A 14,268-nucleotide genomic window follows, 5' to 3' on the forward strand; every position below is an offset into this window, starting at 1 on the left:
GTACGATAGGAGTGTTAAAGATTGCCGCTACCTTGTACGCGGCATATCGATGACAAAAGGCAGACTTTTTCCAAAAAAGTCCACGCTGCCCGTCACTGCCAGGCGTTGTGCCGACAATTCCTCCAGGCGCAGATCCGCGACATCACGGTATTTCATCATGTAGAGCGCGGATTCACACTGTGGATTGCCGGCATCGACGGCAAGCATCTGCACGGGCGCGGCATCCGGTCCCGCGACGAGCAAGCCCTGCAAAGAGAAGGACGGCGGATACAGCGCCCACGACCAAGGCGCATCGTCCTCTTCCGTCAGCCGCATGAACACGTCGTCGTCGGCCTCGATCGTGATATTAATTTCCCGCATGCCATCGGCGCGCGCCTCAAGGCTGATCCGGGATTTCGCGACATCCACTTCAAAATTGGTGTCGCCGATACTAAATATATACATTGCCCTTCTACTCCTGATTGACACGTTAATGCACTGCTCGACAGGCCAGCAGATTAGCGAAGCGCTCTGCCAATATGTTCACATTTCGCTGAGATCGGCATCAGCGTTCAATGCATAGGCCTTGCAATAGGCAAGCAGCTCTTCCCTGCGCGTCTTGCCGAGCGAAATGGTCCCGATTCCATACGGCATCCATGCCGTGACATGCGCCAGCTGTTTAGCCATGTGATCATATTCCTCGTCGCAACATGGCCCTGTTACGTGCCGGAGCTGTGCTTGACGAGTTGATAGGCGGTTTGCCACCGAGATCGTCCCATCGGTTGCAGCACATCGCATAGACTTCAGTCCATGAACTCACGCATTCCCGCCCAAGCCCGCACCACCCCGAAGATCCGGCAGGAAATCAAGGACTCCGGACTGTCCGACCGCGAAGCCGCCAAGGTCTTCAATATCACCCGTGCACGGCTGCCAAGTGGCTCAAGCGGGACGATGTACAAAACCATTCGCACCGGACCCATACACTGCATACCACGCTGAGCGCGACGCAGGACATGATCAAATGGGACTGGACAGTAACAGTCTACATGGAAAGATTACAGCTAAATTTCTTGCCATAAACAGGAATAATCTTGGCTGCGTTACTTTTAGGGATTTTTATTGCCTTCCCATTAAACTTCACAACGGCATTTCCTTTTCTCAGATTCTCCAGCAAGGAAATAAAGTTATTATCACCTGCGCGGCTGTCGGCGCTGAATGGCCCATCATAAGAAATGCCATTGACGTCAACGGTAAATTTCTCAACTTCCTTATTATTATTCAATTGCGAAAGCGATACGCTCGATTGGGATTCTGCACTGCCATCTTGCGTTGGACAGCCAATATACAGCCGCATTCCATCCTGATCGATAAAGTAATCGAGATTTCCCTGCCCAAAACCTTCAGTCCACCGCCCCTGAGCCGCAAACGAGTTAACGCAAATGATGGTACCAGCGAGACCCACGGCAATTTTTCCAACCTTACTCATTTTACTGCTCCTTTTTCTACAATATCATGACACATGCACAGCCGTCCCGACGACCAGTGCAGCAGCGAAAAGGGTGCTCCGAATAATGCAAATGGCGCACCACAGCTTGAGCATGAGGTGTTAGACTTTTTCAAAAAACAATCTTGTAATATATCTTTCTCAATTGCAAGCATTGTGACAATATTAAAGGATAAATATCGCCACGAGAGCGACTCTCGCAAGCTGTCGCCCCGCCGCACGCGATTGCAAGCAAGGATTAATGGCTGCCTGATTGGCACGAAATGGGGTTGATAGCAGGACTTGTAACCCGCCGGCCTCGCAGACTTGGCACTTTCATACGCCACTCGCGTATGAACACATGCTGCCCAGTTTAAGTGCACTGGGTATTACCACTTATTACACAAATAATATTATGATAATAAAATCTTTGTTCAAACGCGATGCAGCAAACCCATCCATTGCGTTCCGACCTTCCGTCCAGAAAATCGCGACGATTATCCGCTTCTTGCAAAAAACGGAGGCGTTTGGAAAGAATTGGTTTCTGTCGCAGGAGACAGAAGCAAAGTCGTTTCTGTATCCGGTTTTCGATGCTTCGGGCGAACTCACCACTGCGGCCGAAGCCGTACTCGAGGCCGAGTTCAAGGATGAACAATTTCGATATCTCAGTGCTTGGAATGGCGAGCTCGCAGACGGTGAGGGTGCAAGTATGGCGCTTGGGTTCAGCGACAGTGATTGGCCCGCCCGGACTTTCAAGATCAGCGATTACGGTCAAGCCGCCAGACGGCTCGGCATTGATGGTGTGAAAGAACTGCTATCCATTATCGGTGGCTCCCTACGGCCGGTCTTGATCACGGTTGCACGTAATCAGTATTTTAAAAAACAAGTCTTCAAGGATCGTCCGGGTGTGGGCTGGATGTTGTACTTGCCGCGTGTACTGACGATCCAGCAAGTACCAGAAGCCCGCGCCTTGATCCCCGTGATGGCGATGGACGAGCAAGGTGAAGACCAGCAGATCGGCACCGTCATCGTCAGTGTCACCGACGAGCCTTTTTCTGATGAGAACCCCGAGCATGTCAGGATCGCCAACGCCATTGAGATTCGTCTGGTCGAGCAGAACTTGCTGCCTCGCTATGTCGATATTTAATGAAGGATAACTCGTTTTGTCCGCAGGGAAATACCCTGCCATGCCGGCAGTGAACACCAAAACGACTGGCATCGCCATCCATCTGCAATATCGGCTGCCAGTACAGGCCAATAAATTACGGTCGCTTGCATGTCTACCAGCGACTGGCGGCCTGTTGCGTATTAAAATGGCGTCCCATGACCTCCCCCGCCTCGACCTCTTCCCTCCCCGACAGCATCCTGCTCCCTTCCCTGGCCGTATTGGGAGGGCAGATTTCCGTCAACCTGGGGGCGGCGATTGCGAAGAATCTGTTTCCTGTCATCGGGGTCGAGGGGATTACGGCGTACCGGGTGGGGTTTTCTGCGCTGATCCTGCTGGCTATCTTCCGGCCGTGGCGCTACCGGCTGACGCGCAAGGATGTGCTGAACTTGCTCGTCTACGGTTCCGTGCTGGGGTTGATGAACTTGCTGATTTACCGGGCGTTTGCGCTGATACCGATTGGCATCGCGGTCGCCATCGAGGTGACGGGGCCGCTGGCCGTGGCCATGCTATCGTCGCGCCGGCCGCGCGATTTGCTGGCCGTGGCGTGCGCCGTGTTCGGCTTGTATTTGCTGCTGCCCCTGCAAGGCAGCCCGGGCAGCCTGGACCCTGTCGGCGCGGCGTATGCGCTGGGGGCGGCGCTGTGCTGGGCGTTGTACATCATCTTCGGCAAGCGGGCATCGACCTTGCAAGGCGGCCAGGCCGTGGCCTGGGGCATGACGGTGGCAGCCATGGTGACGGTACCCATCGGCGTCGCGTACTCGGGTACGGCACTGCTGGCGCCATCGATTGCGCTGATGGGCCTGGCCATCGCCATGCTGTCCAGCGCCCTGCCGTATTCGCTGGAAATCTTTGCCCTGCGCCGCTTGCCGCAAGGCGTGTTCGGCATGTTCAGCAGCGCGGCGCCGGCCGTCAGCGCGCTGGCCGCCATGGTGGTGCTGGGAGAAATGCTGAGCTTGACGCAGTGGCTGGCCATCGCCTGCATCGTGTTCGCGTCGGCCATGGCGGCGCTCGGCGCACAGGGCGGCAAGCGCTAGCGGTGCTCGACGGGCAGGCAGGTTTTGATGCCCGCCTGTAAAATGCGTCATTGCTTGCCATATCGCGCACTCTGTCCCACCGATGACATCGACACTTCTTTTTCGCCTGCTCTCCCCTTTCGCTGCCGCAGCCGTGCTGCTGGCGCCAGCCGCCGTCGCGCAGGCTGCCGCTCCGGCCGCCCTCAAGGGTAATGCGGAAGCAGGCAAGGCAGCGTTTCGCAAGTGCGCTTCCTGCCACCAGGTGGGACCATCGGCGCGCGGCGGCTTTGGCCCCAAGCTGACGGGCGTGATCGGCCGCAAAGCCGGTGCCACCACCGACTACAAGTATTCGGCGGCGATGAAAAACGCGAATATCGTCTGGACCGAGCAAAACCTGGCCGGCTTCCTGAAAGCACCGAGCGACTTCATTCCCGGCAATAACATGCGCTTCTGGGGCATCGGCAATGCGCAGCAGGTGGCCGACTTGCTGGCTTACCTGCGCACGCAGTAAGCCCAGCCCATAACGCATGCACGGACAGGCGCACATCGCATCCAGCCTTTGACGCCGGATCAAGCTTCCAGCGCCTGCAGCACGCCCTTGCGCTTCTTGTGCGCCGCTTCATAGGCACGCAGCCGCTTGCGCTGGGCGGTGGACAGGCCATCGAGCTTGTCGCGGATCTGCGCCACCGTCAATTGCTGGTAGCCGGCGATGGGCAAGTCCGGCGATGACGCATCCGAGGCAGCGCCGCCGGCTTTTTTCCGCCCCTGCGCTTCCTTCGCTTCACCGGACTGCGCCCTTTGCTTGTTCACGATGCGCGCCGCGACTTCTTCCTCGCGGCCCGGATAGCGTCCTTCCTGCTTGAAATCCCGTTCCAGCTTCTTGAATTCGCGTTCACGCTTGGGGCTTGCACCGACAGGCATGTCCCCTCCCGTCTACGTTTTGGCCGGCAACTTGCGCAGGCACAGGTAAATGGAATACAGCGCCGCCAGTCCCACCAGTACATACACGCCGCGCGAAGCGGCCGTCATGGCGCCGAGGATGCTGGCCACGATGTCGATATCGAACAAGCCCACCAGCGCCCAGTTCAAGCCGCCCACGATCAAGAGGATCATCGAGATCCAGTCGACCACGTTCAAGCGCTTTGCCGACATTTCCTGTTTTGCCGCACCGTCCGATCCTGCCTGGATATTCGCCATATCAGCCTCCTGTAAGAAGAAAGGACCCGCCGCCGGGTCTATCAAGGAACAGTGTAGGCGCGGCACCGGCACGCGCCAGTCGGACGATGCCGGGCATTCAAGTAGGAAGACTCTGTAATCAGGCGGGTGATTTTATCTGGCAACAAGCCAGACGGCAGCGCGCATCGGGTAACTGCAGCTCATTGCCGCAGCTGCTTGTACATGATGGTGGTGGCATCCAGGCGGTTGCCGTCCGGCGCCAGCGCATAAGCGGGGATGCTGCCGGCCACCAAGTAGCCGAGCGACAAGTACAGCGCTTGCGCATGGTCGCCGCTGCGCGTGTCCAGGGTCAGCAGGCTGCGCGGCAACTGGCGCGCCTGTGCTTCCAGCGCCTGCATCAGCTGGCGGGCGATGCCATGCCGGCGGAAAGCGGGCGCGACCAGCAGCTTGCGCACTTCGGCCCGGTGCGCCTGGTTGGGATTGGTGTCCCAGTCCAGCTGCACGGCGCCCGCCACCTGGCCATCGACTTCGGCCACCAGCAACAGGCGCACGCCGCGCGTGACGGCCGGCAACACATTATCGGTCCAGAACGCCTGGCTGGCCGCCGTATCAAAGGGCAAGATAAAACCGATGCTGGCGCCGTCGTGCACGCAGTCTTGCAGCAAGACGCCCAGTTCCGGCAAGCGTTCACGGATATCGGTGCATGAAAAATGGCGTAGCGATGCGGACATGGCGACCTCAGACAAGAAAGAGAAAATAGCGGGCGCCGCTGTCTGGCGGCGTCGTGAACGCGCTGGGGCCGTGCAGCTGGTAGCGCAGGCAGTCGCCGGCCAGCAAATCGTACGCGCGGCCGTCGACGGTCACGTTCAGCTTGCCTTCCTGCAGCAACAGATGGTGTTCCATGCCGGGCCGGGGCGAGGCGGCATAAGTGATCGTCACGCCCGCATCGAGCTCGCATTCGAGCGCTTCGCCGACCAGCGCGCGTGACGGGGGCGAGACGGAGCGGCGCCGGAAACCCGTGTCCGGGTCCGTCCATACGCTTTGCTGAACCCGCCGCAGCAGCGGCGGAAAATCGTCTTCCACCATGCGCAGCAGGCGCGACATGGCCAGGCCATACGCGGCGCACAGCTTGCCCAGCACGCTAGTCGTCGGGCTGACTTCGCCATTTTCCAGGCGTGACAGGGTGGCGCGGCTGACCTGGCTGGCACTGGCCAGCTGGTCCAGCGACCAGCCCTGCTCCACGCGCAACTGTTTCAAACGCGCGGCCAGCCGCTGTTCCGTCTCGTTATCAGTCAATGTTGGATTTTCCATATATGGGAATTTATCCCACAAAAGAGAATTTGGCAAGCAGTTGCTGCACAGTTGTTCAGCGCACAGACCAGCAAGCCCTCCCCAGGCACGATACGCCATCACTTCAAGGAAAAGCCATGGCCTCCACTCCCGCCACTCCCCAGCCACGTCTGGGCCAGGCGCCCGCGCCGCTGGGCAGGGTCGAATTCCATTTGCAGTTCATTCGCTCATATGCCGATCCCGCGTTCGACGCCGTGCGCGGCGCCTTGGTGCAGGTGGAAGAAGTGGCGTGGAAGAATTACCAGGAAGGCCGCAAGGCGCCCGTGACACAAAAGGCCGGGCCCGGTTTTCTTGACCCCGATTACGACTTGTCCGTGGAGTGGAAAGCCACGCGCGACCGCCTGCTGGCCGCCGAAGCGCGCCAGAAAGATCCCGCCACGGCATCGCGCGTGCTGCTGATCTGCGGTGCGGCGCGCAATGACGGTTCTTGCCCTGGCGAGATGTCGAAAACCTGGCGCATGACGCAATGGACCAGGGAAGTACTGCAGGCCGATAATATCGAAACGGACGTGCTGGACCTGAGCCTGCTGACCTCCTCTTATGATTTGCACATTCACCCGTGCAAGGGCTGTGTCTCGACGGCCATGCCCCTGTGCCACTGGCCATGCAGTTGCTACCCGAACCATGGCGAACGGCAGACGAATGACTGGATGGCGGAGATTTACGAGCGCTGGACTGCCGCGCACGCCGTCATCATCCTCACGCCCGTGTACTGGTACCAGACGCCCAGCGTGCTGAAACTGATGATAGACCGGCTCGTGTGCGCCGATGGCGGCAATCCCGATCCCACGTCCACGCACGGCAAGAAAGCCATGGAAGCGAAGGCCCTGGAGTTGCAAGGCTGGAATTACCCGAAACACCTGGCCGGGCGCGCGTATGGCCTCGTCGTGCACGGCGACGTGGCCGGCATCGAAGGCGTGCGGCGGGGCCTGTCCGACTGGCTGGACTGGATGGGTCTGGTTGACGCAGGCGCCAAGGCGCGGTTGGACCGCTACATCGGCTATTACGACAGTTACGCGCAAAGCCACGATACTCTCGACCATGACACCAATCTGCAGGAAGAAGTGCGCAACGTGGCGCGCGCCGTGGCGGTAGCCGTCCAACGGCTGCACGCAGGCACGCTGGCGCCGCCCGATGCGGAACTCCAGCCTCCACGTCCAAAATAAAACCCGGCACCACTACCCCGCCATGCGCGATGCGTGGCGGCACAGTTCCAGGAAACCGGCCAGGCGCGGCGACAGTATCTTCTTGGACTGGCGGATCAGATAAAAGTTGCGCTCCAATGGCGGCAACATGGTTTCCAGTTCCACCAGTTGCCCGCTAGCCAGCAAATCGGCCACGACGACGCGCGAAAGGCAGGCAATGCCCAAGCCCGCCGCCGCGCCATATTTGATCGCTTCCGAATTGCTGAATTCGCCTGCGGCGCGCAGATAGTGCAGATACGGCACCAACGCCTGCTCCACGGCTTCGCGTGTGCCCGAGCCCGCTTCGCGCAACAGCCAGCCTGCCTGGTTCAGTTCCGTAAAGCTGAGCAGATGGCGCAGTTGCGCCAGCGGATGCGTGGGTGCGGCCACGATCAGCATCTGGTCCGTCAGCCACGGCTCGACCAGCAAGCCCGCTTCGTGGCACGGCCCTTCGATCAGGCCGATATCGACACGGAACTCCGCCACGGCGGCGGCGATGTCGGCCGTGTTGGCAATCGTCACTTGCGGAATACTGCGCCCGTATTGCTGCGCCGCCTGCGCCAGGATCTGCGGCAGCAAATAGATGCCGATGGTGGTGCTGGCGCCAATTTGCAGGCTGACGGGCACGGACGGGTCGGCACCCGCAAACTGGCGCTCAATGCTGGCGGCGCCGTCGCGCATCTGCCGCGCCTGCGGCAACAGCAGGCGGCCATTGTCGTTGAGCAGCAATCGCTTGCCCACACGGTCGAACAATTGCGCGCCCAGCAAGGTTTCCAGCTCATTCAGGGATGCGCTGGTGGCCGATTGCGACAGGGCAATCAGGTCGCCCGCCGCGCTGGTGCTGCCCGTGTCCGCCACGGCGAGGAATATCTGCAACTGCCGCAAGGTCAACGCCATCTCATCTACCTATTTTTTCAGTTAAACATACAAAAACAATCCGTTTTACCATTTAATCAGCGAACTGTACAGTCATGGCATACGAATACAGAACACGGAGTACGGTATGTCATCCCTCTCAACAACGAACACAACAAGCTTCAGCGACCGCTATGGCCGCCTTCTGCCTGGCCTGCTGCTGAGCGGCGCAATCGCTTGGGGCGCCATTCAGTTGGGCAAGCTGGAATGGATGCAAAGCCACGGCATGAGTGCCCTGACCCTGGCCATCATGCTGGGCATCGTGCTGGGCAACAGCATGTATGGCCGCCTCGCGCCCACTTGCGGCGCGGGCGTGGCCTTTTCTAAGCAGACTTTATTGCGACTTGGCATCATCCTGTACGGCTTCCGTTTGACCTTCCAGGATATCGGCCAGGTCGGCCTGGCCGGCATCGCCATCGATGCGCTGGTGCTGGCGTCCACGTTTGGCCTGGCCATGTTCCTCGGCACCAGGGTGTTCAAGCTGGAACGCAACAGCGCCATTTTGATCGGCGCGGGCAGCTCGATCTGCGGCGCGGCGGCCGTGATGGCGACCGAACCCGTCGTCAAGGGACGCAGCGAGGATGTCACCGTGGCGGTTTCGACGGTCGTGGTCTTCGGCACCATCGCCATCTTTTTATATCCTTTGCTGTACCAGCTGAACCTGGGCTGGCATGTACTGGGTGCCACACCTGCCGCCTTTGGCGTGTATATCGGCTCGACCGTGCATGAAGTGGCGCAAGTGGTGGCGGCCGGCAAGTCGATCGGGCAGGAAGCGGCGAATGCGGCCGTGATCGCCAAGATGGTGCGCGTGATGATGCTGGCACCGTTCCTCGTCATCCTGTCGGCCGTGCTGGCGCGCGGCAAGGCCAAGGCCGGTGGCAAGGAAAAAGCGGCCAAACTGGCCATCCCCTGGTTCGCCTTCATCTTCATTGCCGTGGTCGCCTTCAATTCGCTGGGCCTGCTGCCAGAGGGCACCGTGGCCACCATTACCGAACTCGACACCGCCTTGCTGGCCATGGCCATGGCGGCCCTGGGCTTGACGACGCATATGTCGGCCATCCGCCGCGCCGGCATCAAGCCCCTGCTGCTGGCCGGCCTGCTGTTCTGCTGGCTGATCGCCGGTGGCGCCGCCATCAACCACGTCGTCGCCAGCCTGTTTGCCTGATCTCGAGCCGGATTCAAGCCGGGGCCGCTGACGCGGGAGCCGAAAACTTCGTACAATACAGGTGTTTTGACTCTCAAACCGGCTTCGGCCCCATCCAGGAACATCCATGCACCTCTCGAACTGGCTGCTTTTCTGCAGCGTCGCCCTGCTCGTCACGTTTTCTCCCGGCCCGGCCGTCTTGCTGGCCATCTCGAATGCCATCGCCGTCGGCCCGCGCCGCGCGATGATCAGCAGCATGGGCAATGGTTTTGGCCTGTTCATCATTTCCGGCGTGGCCATGGCCGGCATGGGCGTCGTGCTCGCCACCTCGGCCACGGCCTTCATGCTGCTGAAACTGGCTGGCGCCCTGTACCTGGTCTATTTGGGCATCAAGCAATGGCGCAGCAAGACCAGCGTCGTGGCCGATGCCCCTGTGGTGGCTGGCGCGGCGAATCCGAATTCCTTCTGGAAACTGTTCCGCCAGGGCTTGACGGTGGCGCTGACCAATCCGAAAGCCATCCTGTTCTTCTCGGCATTGTTCCCGCAATTCATCACGCCGGGCGAACCCGTGGCCATCCAGTTCACCGTGCTGACGACCTCGTTTGTTGCCTGCGCCATGCTGGCCCACTTGTTCTACGCCAACCTGGCGCGCCTGCTGAAAACCCAGCTGGCCACGCCGGGCCGCGCCAAGCTGTTCAACCGCATCACGGGCGGCGCCTTCGTCCTGCTGGGCCTGAGCCTGCTGCGCCTGCGCAGCAAGGCCGCGTAATTACGCCAGTAGAAACGCCTCGATGCTGGCCGCCAGGGCCAGCGGCGTTTCATTCATCGGATAGTGTCCCGCATTGCCCAGCACCTCGAGCCGGGCTTGCGGGTACCACGCCAGATACGTGCGGCGCATCAGGGCCGCATCAAAACGGGGGTCATGCTCCCCCACCAGCGCCAGCAACGGTAGTTCCACGCGCGCCGCCTTGATGTCTTCACTAAAATCCGTCCCGCTCCACGCGAGAAAATAGGCGGTAAACGCGGTCGGATCCGCACTTTCCCAGGAGTATTGCGCCTTCCAGTCCAGCCAAGCGGCCGGCAAGCGTTCGCCCGTGCTGCGGTCGATGATGGCGCGCCGCGCCTGCACATTGCCACTGGCGTCGAGAAACAGTTGCCGCACCGCCCCATCGAGCGCCACGCCGCAGCTGGGCACGGGTGCCACGGCCACCAGCTTGCGCAGGCGCAAGGGCGCCAGCAAGGCCAGCCGTTCCAGCGCCATGCCGCCCATCGAGTGACCGACCACGCTGAACGTGGCAAAGCCGAGCGCATCGGCCAGGGCCAGCGCGTCGCGGGCGACCTCGTCCATCGAGTAGCTGCCATGTGCGCCGCGCATGCCGCCATAGCCGCGATTGTCCATGAAGACATAGCTGAAACTGGCGCCATCGAGGGCCGCTTCCATCGGCCCGAACGCGTGCGCGTCGCCAAACCAGCCGTGCAGCACGATGACGGCGTGGGGGCCATGGCCCACGCGAAGATAGGTGTTGTGCATATTCACTCCTGAAAAAGAGTGTGATGGTAAGCGGCCAGCCGTCGGCCCGCCTTCGATGGCAGGTCAAATACTGTAGAGTACGGGCCATGGATGATTTTTATACGGAAGTGCCGCGCCCCTTGATCGTCACGGCGCGCGACTATGGTGCAGGCGCGATGTTTCCTAGCCACAGCCATGCACGCGGGCAATTCGCGTATGCGGCGCACGGCGTCATCAGCGTGCACACGCCGCAAGGCAGCTGGCTGGTGCCGCCGCAACGGGCTTGCTGGGTACCGGCCGAGCTCGTCCACGGCATGCGCATGCATGGCGCCGTGACCATGCACAACGTGTTTATCGGCGCAGCCGCCATCGACGGGGCCGGCTTGCCGCCCCACTGCCAAGTGCTGGGCACACCGCCGCTGCTGCGCCAGTTACTGGCCGAGGCCGTGACCGTCGACGCCCTGTATGCGGAACAATCGCGGGCAGGACGATTGATGGCCTTGCTGCTCGATGAGATTGCTGCCGCCAGGCCCCTGCCCCTGAGTGCGCCCCTGCCGCAGGAACCGCGGCTGGCAAAGCTATGCATGGATATGCTCCAGCAACCGACCCTGGACAGCAATCTCGATGCGATGGCGGCGCAGGCAGGCATGAGCCGGCGCACCTTTACGCGGCAATTCCGCATCCAGACGGGACTGGCCTTTGCCCAGTGGCGCCAGCAAGCGTGCCTGCTGGCCGCCATCACACGGCTGGCCGAGGGACAAGCCGTCACCCGAATCGCACTCGACCTCGGTTATGCCAGCCCCAGCGCCTTCACGGCCGCCTTCCGCCGTGTGCTGGGCCAGACGCCCAGCGATTATCTGGACTAGGAGATGATGGCGGCGATGCGCTGCGCCAGCGCCAGCGCCAGTTTCTGCACATGGTAACCGTCAACAAAGCCATGGTGGGCTTGCGCGGAAAACGGCACGCGCATACGGCCATCGTCCTGCGCGGGGCCGAACTTGCCCCAGGTAAAAGTCGGGATGTCGGTGTCTCGGTGACGGTAAATCGGGTGCTCGATGGCCGCCAGTTCCAGCCATGGCAGGCAGGTGATGAAGATATTGTTGCGCTGCTCGCGCTCGGTTTCTCCCTCACCCGTGTTGATCAGCGCGCTGCTCGCTTCGGCCAGGCGTTTCGCTTCCAGGCTGCGCGCGATGAATAGATCGAGCTGGTCCGTCATCGCGAAGCGCGTGTAGTTGAGGTTCTCGTCGCCGTTGATGACGGTGTACGAGGCGGGGAAATCATCGATCCTGATCACTTCGCCCTGGTGGATGCGGTACATGAAATTGTCGATCTCCCTGACTGTATTGAGCAGGCAGAACAGGAAAAAGTGGAATACGGGGATTTTCCGTTCCTTGCACCAGGGCCGGAAGTCCGGCACGTCGAGCTGGAAGTTGATGTTGACGAGGGGATTGTCAAACGCCCGGAACAAGTCATAGCGGTCGCGCCGCTTTTCAAAATTTTTCATGCGGCGAGTGTAGACGATGGGGTGATCGCGGGCAAGCTGTGCTGCCATCGCCCCGGATGGTTCAATTGGAAAACGGCAGGCAGACAAAGTATTCGCTGCCGACGTCCTGGAACAAGGTAACTTCTTCAGCGCCTGCCTGCCTGGTGAACGCAAAGCTTGCATATTCACCCGAACGGGTGCCATCGGCATGCGCCATCTCCTGTGCATAGCGCATCGCATACACGGCCTTGATGTCGCTCATATTTGGCACATTCGTGAGCCGCCGGATGCGCCCCCTGTCCAGCGAAACGCCGAGCGTCCAAAACGATCCGGCACGAAACTCCGCCAATCCGGCCTGGTCCGAGTAATGCAGCAACAGGACAGGCGCGATGCCGCTGTTGCCGAATACCGGTTTGCTGCCCAAGGCAGCAAGAAGACGGCCGCAGAGCAAATTATCGCCCTCATGAAAGAACATATTTTTGTAGAACAATTCCTTTTGCGCAAGTATATGCGCGCAGGCCAGTTCAGCAGCCTGGGCATCCCCAATGTTAGCGAGTTGTGGCATGTTTAGCTCTTGAAATGCGTCAAATGATAATTTAAAGGCAATTTTCCATACCCCTCAGTTTGCCAAACCCCGCTGCACCTTCCACGCCAGCGGCAAAGTGAGCAGCAATACGGCCGCCAGCGCCAGCAAGGCCGTGTTCACGCTCGTATGGTCGCCCAGCGCGCCGAACAGCACGGGCGACAGCGCTCCGCCGCCGATGCTGCCCGTGTAGAACAGGGCAAACGCGTGCTCGCGCTTGCCGGGCTCGGCCAGTTCCGGCACGGCGCCGTACAGCACGGACGAGGTGCCGTTCAGCGCCAGCCCCAGCAGGGGCAGCATGGCCATGACGCCGGCCAGCGGCAGCCACAGGGCCAGCACGATCAGCAGCGAGGTCATCGATTCCGTCAGCCACACGGTCTTCATCATGCCGATGCGCGCGCCCAGATAGCCGCACAGCAGCTTGCCGAAGGCGCCGCCCACGAACAGCATTGATAAGGCCACGCCGATGCCGGCCGTGCCCGCCCCCTTGCTTTTCAGCAGGAATGGCAGGAAAGTGAGAAAACCCATGCGCACGGCGCTGTCCAGGGTGCCCGTGGCCAGCAAGGCGCGGAAACTCGCTGGCGAGCCATTACTCGCGATGGGCTTGCTGACTTTTTTCTGGCTGGCCTGGATGTCGCCGGGCTTGGGCAGCAGCCACCACAGCAAGCCGGCCGCCGCCAGCCCCAGCAAGCCCAGCAGCGAGACGCTGGCTTGCCAGCTGCAGACCAATAACAGCAAGCCTACCAGCGCGGGTATCAAGGTCTTGCCGATATCGCCGGCAAAATTGTAGTGCGACAGCGCTTCCTTCACGCCGCCGCCCGCCTCATGCGTATCGGTGACGATGGACGAGGCCAGCGGATGCTGGGTGCTGGCGCCCAGACCGCCCAGCAGCAAGGCGAACAGCAGCACGGCCAGGCCGCCCGCCTGCCCCGCGACCAGGTAGGCGACGCCGGCCAGCGCCGTGCCGCCCACGAGCAGGCGCTCGCGTCCCCAGCGCCTGGCCATGCGGCTGGCCAGCAACTGGAAACCGGCCATCATGCCCGAGTACGAACCGCGCAACAGCCCTACCATGGCATAGCTGATGGCAAACTGCGCCTGCCAGATGGGCAAGAGCACATAGATCACGTCCGTCAAGCCGTCATGCACGGCATGCGCGCTGCAGGCGGCGAACAGCGAACGGCGGCGCAGGGACTTGTCGGTAGCGGTGGACGTGGCGGACAGCGCGGTGGCGGAGGGGTCGGTCATGAATGACGATACATGCGGGAAATCACGAGGCGATC

General features: G+C 61.0%; 19 protein-coding genes and 1 pseudogene. 8 read left to right on the forward strand and 12 right to left on the reverse strand.

Annotated elements, in window-relative coordinates:
* Nucleotides 1-27: 27 nt before the first annotated feature.
* Both AC54AG_RS07770 and AC54AG_RS07775 read right to left on the reverse strand, forming a co-directional pair.
* Nucleotides 28-444, reverse strand: a complete 417-nt coding sequence (locus AC54AG_RS07770) for a hypothetical protein (RefSeq protein WP_331776495.1) — start codon at nucleotides 442-444, stop codon at nucleotides 28-30.
* Between the two features lie 78 nt (nucleotides 445-522).
* Nucleotides 523-666, reverse strand: coding sequence for a hypothetical protein (locus AC54AG_RS07775; RefSeq protein WP_331776494.1), 144 nt, complete (start codon nucleotides 664-666; stop codon nucleotides 523-525).
* A gap of 123 nt (nucleotides 667-789) precedes the next feature.
* Between AC54AG_RS07775 and AC54AG_RS07780 the strand changes: the two are divergent.
* Nucleotides 790-1,052, forward strand: a pseudogene (locus tag AC54AG_RS07780) (IS481 family transposase); the annotation flags it as partial.
* Here AC54AG_RS07780 and AC54AG_RS07785 read toward each other — a convergent pair.
* A complete protein-coding gene (locus AC54AG_RS07785; protein WP_496629940.1) occupies nucleotides 1,022-1,465 on the reverse strand; it encodes a YfjT/YkfB family phage-associated protein in 444 nt (147 codons plus the stop codon). The pseudogene AC54AG_RS07780 and the gene AC54AG_RS07785 overlap by 31 nt on opposite strands.
* A gap of 358 nt (nucleotides 1,466-1,823) precedes the next feature.
* Between AC54AG_RS07785 and AC54AG_RS07790 the strand changes: the two genes are divergently transcribed.
* The 3 genes from AC54AG_RS07790 to AC54AG_RS07800 all read left to right on the forward strand — a co-directional run bounded on the left by AC54AG_RS07790 (nucleotide 1,824) and on the right by AC54AG_RS07800 (nucleotide 4,154).
* Complete coding sequence (locus AC54AG_RS07790) at nucleotides 1,824-2,609, forward strand: immunity 52 family protein (RefSeq protein WP_331776492.1); 786 nt, start codon at nucleotides 1,824-1,826, stop codon at nucleotides 2,607-2,609.
* A gap of 176 nt (nucleotides 2,610-2,785) precedes the next feature.
* On the forward strand, nucleotides 2,786-3,664 hold the full coding sequence (locus tag AC54AG_RS07795) for an EamA family transporter (protein WP_331776491.1): 879 nt from the start codon (nucleotides 2,786-2,788) through the stop codon (nucleotides 3,662-3,664).
* 82 nt (nucleotides 3,665-3,746) lie between these two features.
* Entirely contained in the window at nucleotides 3,747-4,154 is a 408-nt protein-coding gene (locus AC54AG_RS07800; protein WP_496629941.1) for a c-type cytochrome, read from the forward strand.
* A 59-nt stretch (nucleotides 4,155-4,213) separates the two neighbouring features.
* Here the strand turns inward: AC54AG_RS07800 and AC54AG_RS07805 are convergent, their stop codons facing one another.
* The 4 genes from AC54AG_RS07805 to AC54AG_RS07820 form a co-directional block, all read right to left on the reverse strand.
* A complete protein-coding gene (locus AC54AG_RS07805; RefSeq protein WP_496629942.1) occupies nucleotides 4,214-4,564 on the reverse strand; it encodes a hypothetical protein in 351 nt (116 codons plus the stop codon).
* A gap of 12 nt (nucleotides 4,565-4,576) precedes the next feature.
* Complete coding sequence (locus tag AC54AG_RS07810) at nucleotides 4,577-4,840, reverse strand: DUF378 domain-containing protein (protein WP_070302572.1); 264 nt, start codon at nucleotides 4,838-4,840, stop codon at nucleotides 4,577-4,579.
* A 179-nt stretch (nucleotides 4,841-5,019) separates the two neighbouring features.
* Nucleotides 5,020-5,550 (reverse strand): GNAT family N-acetyltransferase, encoded by a 531-nt coding sequence (locus tag AC54AG_RS07815; RefSeq protein WP_496629943.1) that lies wholly within the window; start codon nucleotides 5,548-5,550, stop codon nucleotides 5,020-5,022.
* Between the two features lie 7 nt (nucleotides 5,551-5,557).
* Nucleotides 5,558-6,130 (reverse strand): helix-turn-helix domain-containing protein, encoded by a 573-nt coding sequence (locus tag AC54AG_RS07820; protein WP_496629944.1) that lies wholly within the window; start codon nucleotides 6,128-6,130, stop codon nucleotides 5,558-5,560.
* Between the two features lie 116 nt (nucleotides 6,131-6,246).
* Here AC54AG_RS07820 and AC54AG_RS07825 point away from each other — a divergent pair, with 116 nt between their 5' ends.
* Nucleotides 6,247-7,335, forward strand: a complete 1,089-nt coding sequence (locus tag AC54AG_RS07825; protein ID WP_496629945.1) for a flavodoxin family protein — start codon at nucleotides 6,247-6,249, stop codon at nucleotides 7,333-7,335.
* Between the two features lie 12 nt (nucleotides 7,336-7,347).
* Here AC54AG_RS07825 and AC54AG_RS07830 read toward each other — a convergent pair whose 3' ends face one another.
* The gene (locus AC54AG_RS07830; protein WP_070302580.1) at nucleotides 7,348-8,250 is read right to left on the reverse strand and encodes a LysR family transcriptional regulator; all 903 of its coding nucleotides are present in this window, start codon (nucleotides 8,248-8,250) and stop codon (nucleotides 7,348-7,350) included.
* Between the two features lie 106 nt (nucleotides 8,251-8,356).
* Between AC54AG_RS07830 and AC54AG_RS07835 the strand changes: the two genes are divergently transcribed.
* The gene (locus tag AC54AG_RS07835; RefSeq protein WP_496629946.1) at nucleotides 8,357-9,433 is read left to right on the forward strand and encodes a YeiH family protein; all 1,077 of its coding nucleotides are present in this window, start codon (nucleotides 8,357-8,359) and stop codon (nucleotides 9,431-9,433) included.
* A gap of 106 nt (nucleotides 9,434-9,539) precedes the next feature.
* Entirely contained in the window at nucleotides 9,540-10,181 is a 642-nt protein-coding gene (locus AC54AG_RS07840) for a LysE family translocator (protein WP_034755914.1), read from the forward strand.
* On the opposite strand, the gene AC54AG_RS07845 is transcribed toward AC54AG_RS07840, so the two are convergent.
* Complete coding sequence (locus AC54AG_RS07845; RefSeq protein ID WP_496629947.1) at nucleotides 10,182-10,943, reverse strand: alpha/beta fold hydrolase; 762 nt, start codon at nucleotides 10,941-10,943, stop codon at nucleotides 10,182-10,184.
* A gap of 86 nt (nucleotides 10,944-11,029) precedes the next feature.
* On the opposite strand from AC54AG_RS07845, the gene AC54AG_RS07850 reads away from it, so the two are divergent.
* Nucleotides 11,030-11,788 (forward strand): AraC family transcriptional regulator, encoded by a 759-nt coding sequence (locus AC54AG_RS07850; protein ID WP_496629948.1) that lies wholly within the window; start codon nucleotides 11,030-11,032, stop codon nucleotides 11,786-11,788.
* Here the strand turns inward: AC54AG_RS07850 and AC54AG_RS07855 are convergent.
* The 3 genes from AC54AG_RS07855 to AC54AG_RS07865 all read right to left on the reverse strand — a co-directional run bounded on the left by AC54AG_RS07855 (nucleotide 11,785) and on the right by AC54AG_RS07865 (nucleotide 14,233).
* Entirely contained in the window at nucleotides 11,785-12,426 is a 642-nt protein-coding gene (locus AC54AG_RS07855; protein ID WP_496629949.1) for a CatA-like O-acetyltransferase, read from the reverse strand. The genes AC54AG_RS07850 and AC54AG_RS07855 overlap by 4 nt on opposite strands.
* Nucleotides 12,427-12,487: 61 nt before the next feature.
* The gene (locus tag AC54AG_RS07860; RefSeq protein WP_331776481.1) at nucleotides 12,488-12,970 is read right to left on the reverse strand and encodes a hypothetical protein; all 483 of its coding nucleotides are present in this window, start codon (nucleotides 12,968-12,970) and stop codon (nucleotides 12,488-12,490) included.
* A 54-nt stretch (nucleotides 12,971-13,024) separates the two neighbouring features.
* A complete protein-coding gene (locus AC54AG_RS07865) occupies nucleotides 13,025-14,233 on the reverse strand; it encodes an MFS transporter (protein ID WP_331776480.1) in 1,209 nt (402 codons plus the stop codon).
* Nucleotides 14,234-14,268 lie beyond the last annotated feature (35 nt).

Source organism: Janthinobacterium sp. BCJ23 (genome assembly GCF_059617945.1).

Excerpts from the sequence above, each read along its gene's own strand:
- AC54AG_RS07770 (WP_331776495.1), bottom strand. The coding sequence starts at position 444 with ATGTATATATTTAGTATCGGCGACACCAATTTTGAAGTGGATGTCGCG.
- AC54AG_RS07775 (WP_331776494.1), bottom strand. The coding sequence starts at position 666 with ATGGCTAAACAGCTGGCGCATGTCACGGCATGGATGCCGTATGGAATC.
- AC54AG_RS07785 (WP_496629940.1), bottom strand. The coding sequence starts at position 1,465 with ATGAGTAAGGTTGGAAAAATTGCCGTGGGTCTCGCTGGTACCATCATT.
- AC54AG_RS07790 (WP_331776492.1), top strand. The coding sequence starts at position 1,824 with ATGCTGCCCAGTTTAAGTGCACTGGGTATTACCACTTATTACACAAAT.
- AC54AG_RS07795 (WP_331776491.1), top strand. The coding sequence starts at position 2,786 with ATGACCTCCCCCGCCTCGACCTCTTCCCTCCCCGACAGCATCCTGCTC.
- AC54AG_RS07800 (WP_496629941.1), top strand. The coding sequence starts at position 3,747 with ATGACATCGACACTTCTTTTTCGCCTGCTCTCCCCTTTCGCTGCCGCA.
- AC54AG_RS07805 (WP_496629942.1), bottom strand. The coding sequence starts at position 4,564 with ATGCCTGTCGGTGCAAGCCCCAAGCGTGAACGCGAATTCAAGAAGCTG.
- AC54AG_RS07810 (WP_070302572.1), bottom strand. The coding sequence starts at position 4,840 with ATGGCGAATATCCAGGCAGGATCGGACGGTGCGGCAAAACAGGAAATG.
- AC54AG_RS07815 (WP_496629943.1), bottom strand. The coding sequence starts at position 5,550 with ATGTCCGCATCGCTACGCCATTTTTCATGCACCGATATCCGTGAACGC.
- AC54AG_RS07820 (WP_496629944.1), bottom strand. The coding sequence starts at position 6,130 with ATGGAAAATCCAACATTGACTGATAACGAGACGGAACAGCGGCTGGCC.
- AC54AG_RS07825 (WP_496629945.1), top strand. The coding sequence starts at position 6,247 with ATGGCCTCCACTCCCGCCACTCCCCAGCCACGTCTGGGCCAGGCGCCC.
- AC54AG_RS07830 (WP_070302580.1), bottom strand. The coding sequence starts at position 8,250 with ATGGCGTTGACCTTGCGGCAGTTGCAGATATTCCTCGCCGTGGCGGAC.
- AC54AG_RS07835 (WP_496629946.1), top strand. The coding sequence starts at position 8,357 with ATGTCATCCCTCTCAACAACGAACACAACAAGCTTCAGCGACCGCTAT.
- AC54AG_RS07840 (WP_034755914.1), top strand. The coding sequence starts at position 9,540 with ATGCACCTCTCGAACTGGCTGCTTTTCTGCAGCGTCGCCCTGCTCGTC.
- AC54AG_RS07845 (WP_496629947.1), bottom strand. The coding sequence starts at position 10,943 with ATGCACAACACCTATCTTCGCGTGGGCCATGGCCCCCACGCCGTCATC.
- AC54AG_RS07850 (WP_496629948.1), top strand. The coding sequence starts at position 11,030 with ATGGATGATTTTTATACGGAAGTGCCGCGCCCCTTGATCGTCACGGCG.
- AC54AG_RS07855 (WP_496629949.1), bottom strand. The coding sequence starts at position 12,426 with ATGAAAAATTTTGAAAAGCGGCGCGACCGCTATGACTTGTTCCGGGCG.
- AC54AG_RS07860 (WP_331776481.1), bottom strand. The coding sequence starts at position 12,970 with ATGCCACAACTCGCTAACATTGGGGATGCCCAGGCTGCTGAACTGGCC.
- AC54AG_RS07865 (WP_331776480.1), bottom strand. The coding sequence starts at position 14,233 with ATGACCGACCCCTCCGCCACCGCGCTGTCCGCCACGTCCACCGCTACC.